The organism is Enterococcus sp. E5-162 (assembly GCF_035725965.1).
GTDB classification, from domain to species: domain Bacteria; phylum Bacillota; class Bacilli; order Lactobacillales; family Enterococcaceae; genus Enterococcus_B; species Enterococcus_B lactis.
Window position 1 is genome coordinate 424859 of record NZ_JAPRFV010000001.1, and the last position, 8775, is coordinate 433633.

The following is an 8775-nucleotide window of genomic DNA, read 5'->3' on the forward strand; positions in this document are numbered from 1 at the left end:
TCAACACATGATACGGTGCTTCTTTATTATATCAAAAAATACTGAACATTTGTTCTATATTCTTCAAATTATATACTTTTATGGTTCTGATATTTCTATCTTTTTTGAGTATACGCAAAAAGACAGGAATCGCTACAAATAAGCAATTCCTGTCTTTTCGTGAGTTGATTAATGGATAGATCCCATTAGTTTTTTGATTGGTTCTTTCACAGTAAATAGCAAGATACCACCGACGATTGCTACTGCACCGATAATACCGAAGTAGGCAGATTCTGTTCCTGGTGTGTAGAAGCGTGCAATTTGTGCATTGATTGCTTGTGAAGAAGCATCAGCTAAGAACCAAATAGCGATTGTTTGTGATTCAAATGCTCGTGGTGCTAATTTCGTTGTCACAGACAAACCAACTGGTGAAAGACACAATTCAGCAATAACCACGATGAAGAAACTTCCCAACAACCACAATGGACTTACTTTTCCACTTGTTCCGTAAAGCATACCTGGCAACATCAATAGTAAGTATGATAATCCTGCAAACAAAAGACCAAGAGAGAATTTCACTACTGTAGATGGTTGGCGTTTGCCAAGTTTTGTCCACATTGTTACGAATACCGGCGTCAAAATAAAGATGAAAATCGGATTCAATGATTGATACCAGCTTGCTTGGATCGTCACACCAAATAGTGTAGATTGCGTACGTTCACTAGCAAATAAAGCTAAGATAGATGAACCTTGTTCTTGTAATGACCAGAAAATGATTGCTGCAAGGAATAATGGGATATACGCCCATACTCTTGGTTTTTCTTCAGCAGTTACATCTTTTGAAGTCAACATTTTGATAAAGTAATACAACGGTAAGATAATCCCCAATGCACTGATTGTATTGACAAAAAAGTCGATTGTCAAATGACCAGTTAATTGTGCGCCACCGAATACTGCAACGATAACAACAAGTGCGATGATCAAGTTACGGATGAATCCTTTACGTTCTTCAGTTGTCAAAGGATTCGGTGGTGTTGTACCCACTCCGTCTAATGTCTTGCGCCCTTGGATGATGTATTGTAATAACCCAAAGAACATCCCAATAGCAGCTAAAGAGAACCCTAAATGGTAGTTATATTCTTGACCGATTGTCCCAACGATTAGTGGTGCTAATAACGCCCCTAAGTTGACACCCATGTAAAAAATCGAAAATCCTGCATCTCTTCGCAAATCAGTCTTTGAATAAAGATGTCCGACCATGCCAGAAACGTTCGGTTTCAAAAAGGCGGTTCCAATAATGATCAATGCCATTGAAACAAATAATGTACTTACACCAAATGGTAAAGCCAAGACGATGTGTCCAAGCATAATGAAGACTCCACCAAAGAATACAGTGCGTTTTGCTCCTAACACTCGGTCAGATACCCATCCGCCGACGATACTAGACATGTAGATCAGAGATCCGTATATCGACATGATAGCTAATGCTGTTGCTCGTGGTAATCCAAGTCCCCCGTTGGCAACTGTATCGTACATATAATAGATAAGTAATGCACGCATACCATAATAACTAAATCGTTCCCACATCTCAGTGAAGAACAAAGTTGACAATCCCTTCGGCTGCCCGAAGAAGCCCTTGTCTTGCTGTTTTTCCATAATCTATACCCCAATTCTTTAAATTTTCAGAAAATATTATACATCTTTACCGAAAAATTTAACTAAAAAACTTATTTAAGAAATATAAACTAATTTTCTATAAAAACAAGTAATTTTTAATGGCAATATCATAAAAAAAAGAAGATAGAGATTTAATAATTATATATCAGACGTTTTTTTCAAATAAGCAAAAATTCCTCAAACACAACAATGAAAGCGATAACCAAGGAAATCCTTTTCTAACGATTTCCCTTATCAAAATTGTTTTTTGAACTTCGCTTATTTTTTGTGAGCATATCTATTTACTTACTTTTTGTAAGATGATATACTTCATTTCGTAATCAATTAAAAAAATGCAAAACGCAAATCAAAGGAGAAATTTTAATATGACAACTTTTACTGACACTTTAAAAAACCGCCGTTCAATCTATCATCTAGGACGTAACGTTTCACTTTCTAATGAAGAATTGACAGCTTTGATCAAAGAAGCAATTAAAGAAAGCCCAACTGCTTTCAATGCTCAATCAACACGCGCAGTTATTCTTTTCGGAGATGCACATGAAAAACTTTGGGAAATCACTGAAGAAGCACTTCGCCCATTGACTCCAGCAGAAGCTTTTCCAAATACACAAAACAAATTAGCTGGTTTCAAAAATGGTTATGGTACAGTATTATTCTTCAAAGATACTTACGTGGTAAAAGGTCTACAAGAACAATTTGAATTATATGCAGACAACTTCCCAGATTGGTCAGAACAATCAAACGGAATCGCAACAGCGAACACTTGGGTAGCATTAGTTGATAAAGGATTGGGCGCAAACTTGCAACATTACAACCCAGTTATTGACGAAGCAGTTGCAAAAGAATGGAATATCCCTTCAAACTGGAAACTACGTTCACAATTAGTATTCGGTTCACCAGAAACACCAGCTGGGGAAAAAGAATATATGAACGATGCAGATCGCTTCCGTGTATTCGGATAATTTTACTTGAAAAAAACAGAGGTTGTGACAAACATCTTGTCGTAACCTCTGTTTTTTATTCTGGATCGATCATAATATCAATCTCCGCCTCATCGTTCAAGCGTTGGGACAAAAATGGAACTAATTCTTCTAATGATGCAGAAAATTTCAGCATTGGTCCCCGCCATCCGTTTCGGAAAAAATTCATTTTTACAATTTTAGAACCTTTTGGTTGGTACAACACGATTTTATTGATTTCAGAAAAAGGAACACCTTTTTTATCAAAGCTATTCAAGACAAGCCCTTCTTCTGTAATTCCTCGACTGTCCAACAAAAAACTAATAAAAATCATCGCTGACAAAATCCCTTTTGCCAATTCATCTGCTGTAGGCTGACTGATGAGTGTGTACCAAACGACTAGTACTACTAAGAATGGTATGACCAAGTAAACCCATCGATTCCGAACAGTCCGATAAATAATTTCTTTTCGAACCAGCCAAAGAAATAAGAACATAACAACAACGAATAAAAACAATAGAACCGTAAAAAATGTTACCATGACAACTCGCCTCGCTTTTTCTTCTCCTGAAAACAGGAAAAGAATACTGATTTACCTTCTCAAAGAAATTGGACTTGCAGCACGCCGCACGTCCAATTATTTTCTTTATTCAAATGTATCATATTTTGCAACAACCATGCTTGCTTTTTCATCTAATAACTCTTGATCCTCTGCAGCACATTGGGCAACTTTGACCACGGCACAGTTTGTCATTTTTGATACAACTTCACCAATGACCGTTTTTGTAAAGCCAATTGGTTTGCATGCATATTGTTCTCCTAAATTAATCATTTCTTCCGTCATCAAAATCCTCCTAAACTGCTGGAACTTTTCTCCATATTACAACTGCTATTTTTTGGAGATTTAATTATTTGATTTTTTGTTTACAGTCAAAAATCAACCTTACAGGCATTATAGCGTACTGTTTTCGTTTTCACAATTAAAACAGCTGTTGTATCTAGAAGAATTTTTTCTAGAATAATAAATAATATTCCTCAAAAACTGATTATTTCTTACATATTTAAATAAAATACTTCCCTTCCCAATAAAAATACACTTATAATAGGAAAGATAAACAGCTGAAAAGGGAGATTTCCAATGAAGAAAAAAACATTTAAAAAACTATTGTTTCTAGGAGGTACAGCTACTCTTTTATTAAGCGGTACAAGTTATTACCTACATATCCATTCTCCAGAACATACAATGAATACTACACAAAAAAGTTCAACACAAAAAACGAAAAAGACAAAAGAGAAAGCAGAAGTTTTGCTAGATGTTCCATTAGAGAGCCAGTTTGACTCTCCTTCTCTAGAAAATGGCTGCGAGGTCACTTCGCTTTCCATGCTTTTATCTTTTTATGGTTATGAAACGACTAAAAACCAGTTAGCTGAACAATTGGATTACGTCCTTGTTTTCAATGCAGACGGGACTCACGGCGATCCTAATGAAGGATTTGTTGGAGATATCAGTGGCGGAGACTGGGCTATGGGCGTCTATGTCCCTCCTGTTGCCTCTCTTGCTCAACAAATCGTCCAAACGGATTATCATACTTTTCCAAAAACAGACGCTCAACTAGATGATATCAAAAAAGCTCTATCTAAAGGAAATCCTGTATGGACTTCCGTGACTATCAATTTTGAAGTCCCTGATGAAACTGATTTTATGACTTGGACAACAAACAACGGAGAAGTAAGAGTCACTCCACTTGTTCATGCTTGTGTAGTCACTGGATACGACAAAGAAAATATTTACGTCAACGACCCCTATGGCGTAAAAAATCGAGCAGTACCGATCAATGATTTTTCGGCCATTTTCACTGCAATGGGTGGACAAATGCTAACTTTGGAGAAAAGCTAGTAATTAAAGTAAAAATCCCTTATACTCTAGATACCGAACCTTTGAAGGGAGCACAGATAATGGAAAAATTCACTCATAAAAAAATGGATCCAAATGAAATTCCGATTATTTTTGTCCGTGACCGCAAAGGAAATGTTCAAGGTAAAGTTTCTATTAATGAGTGGAACGAACGGTGCAGACCTGCTACCCTCAATGAACTAGAAATCAAACTGTATCGTCAAGCTCTTGTCTATTATGGAGACCAAGAGTATGGAAAAGCAATCGATTTATTAAAATTTCTGATCGCTCGAACGGAGTACACCCATTTTGAATATATCGAACGTTTAGCAAACATTTACCATATCATGAATGAACCTGTCAAAGAATATCACTTGCTTGACTCCGTCTTGTCAGTAGCAGAGCGGATTGCCCTTCCTGCTGGATTGGAAAAGAAACTGGTGCGCCGCCTTTTACGAGTAAAACAACAACTATCTGATCAAGAAAAATAACTTGCGTTTTTTTAGAAAAGTGCTATGATTATTTTGTTGAATAAATGGGATGTAGCCAAACTGGTAAGGCACTTGACTCTGAATCAAGCAATTGTAGGTTCGAACCCTGCCATCCCAATTTGATGGACTTGTTGATAAAAAATGAACCCCTGAAAAAAGATTAATCTTTTTTCAGGGGTTTTTGGAATATTTTTATTATTTATTATATAGTTTACATAATTTTATTATAATTAACAATTAAATCTGTAGCACTCATACAGTAAATTTAGCCAATAATTGCTAATGCTTTTTCCGGAACTTTTTCTCTAGGAACTTCTTCATACGTTTCTATGTGCGCTCCTTTATTGCTGATTTTCAAATAATGATTTTCTTTTAACACAGAAAGTCCATTAAATTCAATTGTACGCTCTTCCCCATCGACATTAGCAGCTTTTTGAACATACCTTGCCGTTCCATGTTCATTTACTTCCTCTGGTTTTTGTGTTTTTACATAGACCTCACCTTTTTCAACTAATGGATTTAGTTGATCAAGTATACCAGGGATTTCCCCGTAACTTCCTTCAGTATAGTATTTCAGTCCAAATAGCAAAATACCACTAATCGCCGCCAATCCTATCAAATATTTAATCACTTTCATCTTTCTACCTCCTTGTTATATATTCAGTATATGGGGCAATTAGAAAAATTCCATCCGACCTAAGTTGGAGATTTTTCTCCTACTTTAGAAGCGAGAAACAAGTGTTTTTTTAGTAAAAATGATCGTTATTTAATATTATGGAGGTGTGGATAATGTAGTTTTTCTCACTTTATCCATGTTAAAAAATCAAGTTGATGGCAAAGGATGTGTTCAAAATGAATCAAGAAGAATTATTTCAAAAAGTCAAGGAAATGATAAAAGGCGGCAACTTCGACGGCGCAAAACGATTTATCGAAGAACATAAAGAACAACTAGGTCCTTACAAAGAGAAAGCACAAAATCTTCTAAAAGACGTAAATATCGACAGTGTGAAAGACAAATTCAAAAATCTATTTAATAAGTAGGAATTTTCATTTCTGGAACACCGGGAATCAGAAGTTGTGAAAGAGACGTTCAGCCTTATTGCCGATAGGCTGTCTCTTGAACACCGTTTGTCCAGAAGAAGGGACTGTGACACGATTTTTGTCACAGTCCCTTCTTCTTTCTGAATCATCCTTACTAAAATAAGCGTGTTGGATCATAATGATAAGTCACATTGCCGTTCAGCGATGCTTTTCCTACCACATATTTACGATTCTCCAATTTCAGCCATGCTTCTCGAAAAGCCATCAATTCTTCTCTTTTTACATCAATTTTTTCGATTTTTCCATCAATCAAATCTTGGATAAGTTGTTCATATGGATTCATTTTTTTCCTCCATTTGCTGTTAATCAATAAGTTGTAAAAATAGGTTCATATGCCTTTTTAGTATCCAGATCTTCTCTGACTTTGACTGTCGTATAAATGATTTTTTCTACTGGGATACTATAATAACTACCTTCACCGTTATTGAATCGGTGAACGTCTTTCTTTGCTAAAATACCATTGATTTTATTCGTCAGTACACGTTGTTCGACACTATTGCTTACAACATAGTAAATCACCCGAATATTATTGATTAAATGCAAATCGATTTCTAACACTACATGATCCATGAAAATTCCACTCCTTCTTTCACTTTGATTATAGCAATTTTCCCCTATAAATTCAAAAACAATACATATTTTACTGGATAAATCCATAGAACTGCTTGCGCCTTCACGCACAAAGTGTTATTTTGTATCTTGGACTTTATTTATTGGAGGCAATAGTATGATTGCGATCGGTCAGTTCGTTTTTTATATTCCTTTTTTTATTATGCTAATCATTCTTTTCTATTACATAAAATGGACGAAAAAGAAGTTTTCAGTTTTACTGGCCTCTTTACCTGCCGTATATTTTACTTATCAGATTTTTTCTTTTAGACATTGGGAAACAACATCTGTATTAGTGATACACATCATCGAATTGACGCTTGCAGTAGTTTTTCTAATCATTTGGATTTATTTTTTATATAAAAATCAGAATTGAATCCTAGCAGTTTCAAAAGAAAACGATTAAAGATCAGCAGAGATTTGCTGTATCTTTAATCGTTTTTTTCTATTCTGTGATACCAAAAAAATGTTTGAATCGGTGAAGAAGCGTTCCTTGTTTTAATTCTACAAATTCTTGTGCAATCGGATATTTTTCTTCCAAATTTTCTTTGTTCTTTTCAATCAGACTTTTTGCTTCTTCATATTTTTTATCTGCACATAATACTTTTACTTCCTGTAAAACTTTTCCTGCTTCCATTTACCTCACCCTCTTGCCTTTTTTATGGCTTTAAGTTTGATTTAAGCTATACGCATTATTCTATATTCATCCCAAATAACCTTTTTTCATTTTTTACTCCTCGAACCAGTCAGTTTTCTAAAGACTGATTGGTTCGTCTTTTTTATTTTTCATCCATTTTATGCTGCTCTTCTGCTAATTTGTCTAATGCTTTGAGGGATGTGACGGTTTTCGCATAATCATAGCTGTATAATTCTGTAAATTTATCAGGCAGAACAAACCACGCTGGATGGTAGCCGTTCGCAGTGATTGGGAATCCTTTGTCTTGTTGATTATCTCCATCCCACCTTACAGCAACACCTTTTTTTCCTTTCCACTTTATTAAAGCAATCGAGTATCCTTTTTTTGTTTGTGTGCCGTCTTCAATAATTGCTAAAATTTCTATTTTTTCTTTTGGTGCACGAACTTCTTGAGGGCGAACCATTTTCTATTCCTCCCTTATCTAATTACTTCACAACCAATACACTGCAAGGGGCATGTGAAACGACATAAGAAGCGGTCGATCCTACTAGTGCTTGTTGTATCGCTCCTTTTCCTGTCGCTCCCATAACAATCAAATCAATATTTTCTTGTCCAGGGATGACATTGGCAATCAAATTTCTTGGATCTCCAGTTTCAACTATTGCATGGATCTCAGCAATACCGAACTCTTTGGCATCATTGATTTTTTTCAGCATGGCTACTTCTGTTCTTTGTTTTTCATCTGCATAGATTTTTGAAAAGGCATAGGCACTATGGGTCAGCTCAACTTTGTTGATGATTGACACGATAAATAAGTGGGCTTCATTGTCCTTTGCTAAGTCAAGGGCTTCAGCGAACGCTTTGATCGATTGTCTTGATCCGTCAACTGCTACCATGATGTTCTGGTATCTCTTACTCATTGGAACCGCCTCCTTTTTCTTTTATTGTAACATCTCAAGCAAAAATACAAAAAATATACGCAATGTGTAAATAAAATGATGATTAATAGCAATTTTTTCAAGTTATTTATACATTTCTGTTCTCATCAGAACTCTTGTTCTAAACCTATTATTTCTGCATTATGTGAATTTCCTCATCATTTTTCACATGAGATGAACATCATTCTGTTACAAAAAACGTGGATTTGTCATAAATTGTCATGCTTCTTTTACCTATGAAATATTTTCACGTGTTAAAGTATTCCTCGTTGAACACAACAAATAAAACTTTTTAACGAATAAAGGAGATTTTTCATGACATCACTTAAAACTTTACTTTTTGGAACAACTTTGGCTGCCGGTGCTGCATTCTTCATGGGAACGACTGCTCATGCGGACGAAGCTTATACCGTTCAATCAGGTGATACTCTATCAACGATTTCTCAAAAATACGTTGGTGACAACTCCTTGATCAATGCCATTGCAGAAT

The 8775-nt window shown here is 35.5% G+C and carries 15 protein-coding genes and 1 tRNA gene; 7 read left to right on the plus strand and 9 right to left on the minus strand.

Annotated elements, in window-relative coordinates:
• Nucleotides 1–168 precede the first annotated feature (168 nt).
• Entirely contained in the window at nucleotides 169–1635 is a 1467-nt protein-coding gene (locus OZZ83_RS02025; RefSeq protein ID WP_002335031.1) for a peptide MFS transporter, read from the minus strand.
• A gap of 386 nt (nucleotides 1636–2021) precedes the next feature.
• On the opposite strand from OZZ83_RS02025, the gene OZZ83_RS02030 reads away from it, so the two are divergent.
• Nucleotides 2022–2618, plus strand: a complete 597-nt coding sequence (locus tag OZZ83_RS02030; RefSeq protein WP_252706614.1) for a nitroreductase family protein — start codon at nucleotides 2022–2024, stop codon at nucleotides 2616–2618.
• Between the two features lie 55 nt (nucleotides 2619–2673).
• Here OZZ83_RS02030 and OZZ83_RS02035 read toward each other — a convergent pair whose 3' ends face one another.
• Nucleotides 2674–3156, minus strand: coding sequence for a hypothetical protein (locus OZZ83_RS02035; RefSeq protein ID WP_002292941.1), 483 nt, complete (start codon nucleotides 3154–3156; stop codon nucleotides 2674–2676).
• Between the two features lie 105 nt (nucleotides 3157–3261).
• On the minus strand, nucleotides 3262–3459 hold the full coding sequence (locus OZZ83_RS02040; protein WP_002288059.1) for a hypothetical protein: 198 nt from the start codon (nucleotides 3457–3459) through the stop codon (nucleotides 3262–3264).
• 294 nt (nucleotides 3460–3753) lie between these two features.
• Between OZZ83_RS02040 and OZZ83_RS02045 the strand changes: the two genes are divergently transcribed.
• From OZZ83_RS02045 to OZZ83_RS02055, 3 genes are all read left to right on the plus strand, one after another.
• Nucleotides 3754–4512, plus strand: a complete 759-nt coding sequence (locus OZZ83_RS02045) for a C39 family peptidase (RefSeq protein ID WP_002292940.1) — start codon at nucleotides 3754–3756, stop codon at nucleotides 4510–4512.
• A gap of 59 nt (nucleotides 4513–4571) precedes the next feature.
• Entirely contained in the window at nucleotides 4572–5000 is a 429-nt protein-coding gene (locus OZZ83_RS02050; RefSeq protein ID WP_002292939.1) for a hypothetical protein, read from the plus strand.
• A 45-nt stretch (nucleotides 5001–5045) separates the two neighbouring features.
• Nucleotides 5046–5118 (plus strand) — tRNA-Gln (locus OZZ83_RS02055).
• Between the two features lie 147 nt (nucleotides 5119–5265).
• On the opposite strand, the gene OZZ83_RS02060 is transcribed toward OZZ83_RS02055, so the two are convergent.
• Nucleotides 5266–5637 carry a YxeA family protein gene (locus tag OZZ83_RS02060; protein WP_002292938.1) on the minus strand — a complete coding sequence of 124 codons (372 nt, stop codon included), beginning with the start codon at nucleotides 5635–5637 and terminating at the stop codon, nucleotides 5266–5268.
• A 215-nt stretch (nucleotides 5638–5852) separates the two neighbouring features.
• Between OZZ83_RS02060 and OZZ83_RS02065 the strand changes: the two genes are divergently transcribed.
• Nucleotides 5853–6041 carry a hypothetical protein gene (locus tag OZZ83_RS02065; RefSeq protein WP_002292937.1) on the plus strand — a complete coding sequence of 63 codons (189 nt, stop codon included), beginning with the start codon at nucleotides 5853–5855 and terminating at the stop codon, nucleotides 6039–6041.
• A gap of 154 nt (nucleotides 6042–6195) precedes the next feature.
• Here OZZ83_RS02065 and OZZ83_RS02070 read toward each other — a convergent pair whose 3' ends face one another.
• Nucleotides 6196–6384 carry a hypothetical protein gene (locus OZZ83_RS02070; protein WP_002288067.1) on the minus strand — a complete coding sequence of 63 codons (189 nt, stop codon included), beginning with the start codon at nucleotides 6382–6384 and terminating at the stop codon, nucleotides 6196–6198.
• A 23-nt stretch (nucleotides 6385–6407) separates the two neighbouring features.
• On the minus strand, nucleotides 6408–6671 hold the full coding sequence (locus tag OZZ83_RS02075; protein ID WP_002292935.1) for a hypothetical protein: 264 nt from the start codon (nucleotides 6669–6671) through the stop codon (nucleotides 6408–6410).
• A 157-nt stretch (nucleotides 6672–6828) separates the two neighbouring features.
• Here OZZ83_RS02075 and OZZ83_RS02080 point away from each other — a divergent pair, with 157 nt between their 5' ends.
• Entirely contained in the window at nucleotides 6829–7086 is a 258-nt protein-coding gene (locus OZZ83_RS02080; protein WP_002335030.1) for a hypothetical protein, read from the plus strand.
• 69 nt (nucleotides 7087–7155) lie between these two features.
• Here OZZ83_RS02080 and OZZ83_RS02085 read toward each other — a convergent pair whose 3' ends face one another.
• From OZZ83_RS02085 to OZZ83_RS02095, 3 genes are all read right to left on the minus strand, one after another.
• Nucleotides 7156–7347, minus strand: a complete 192-nt coding sequence (locus OZZ83_RS02085; protein ID WP_002292933.1) for a hypothetical protein — start codon at nucleotides 7345–7347, stop codon at nucleotides 7156–7158.
• Between the two features lie 142 nt (nucleotides 7348–7489).
• On the minus strand, nucleotides 7490–7810 hold the full coding sequence (locus OZZ83_RS02090) for a hypothetical protein (protein WP_002292931.1): 321 nt from the start codon (nucleotides 7808–7810) through the stop codon (nucleotides 7490–7492).
• A gap of 22 nt (nucleotides 7811–7832) precedes the next feature.
• Entirely contained in the window at nucleotides 7833–8267 is a 435-nt protein-coding gene (locus tag OZZ83_RS02095; protein ID WP_002292929.1) for a universal stress protein, read from the minus strand.
• A gap of 333 nt (nucleotides 8268–8600) precedes the next feature.
• Between OZZ83_RS02095 and OZZ83_RS02100 the strand changes: the two genes are divergently transcribed.
• A partial coding sequence (locus OZZ83_RS02100) for a LysM peptidoglycan-binding domain-containing protein (RefSeq protein WP_317547304.1) occupies nucleotides 8601–8775 on the plus strand: 175 nt, incomplete at its 3' end.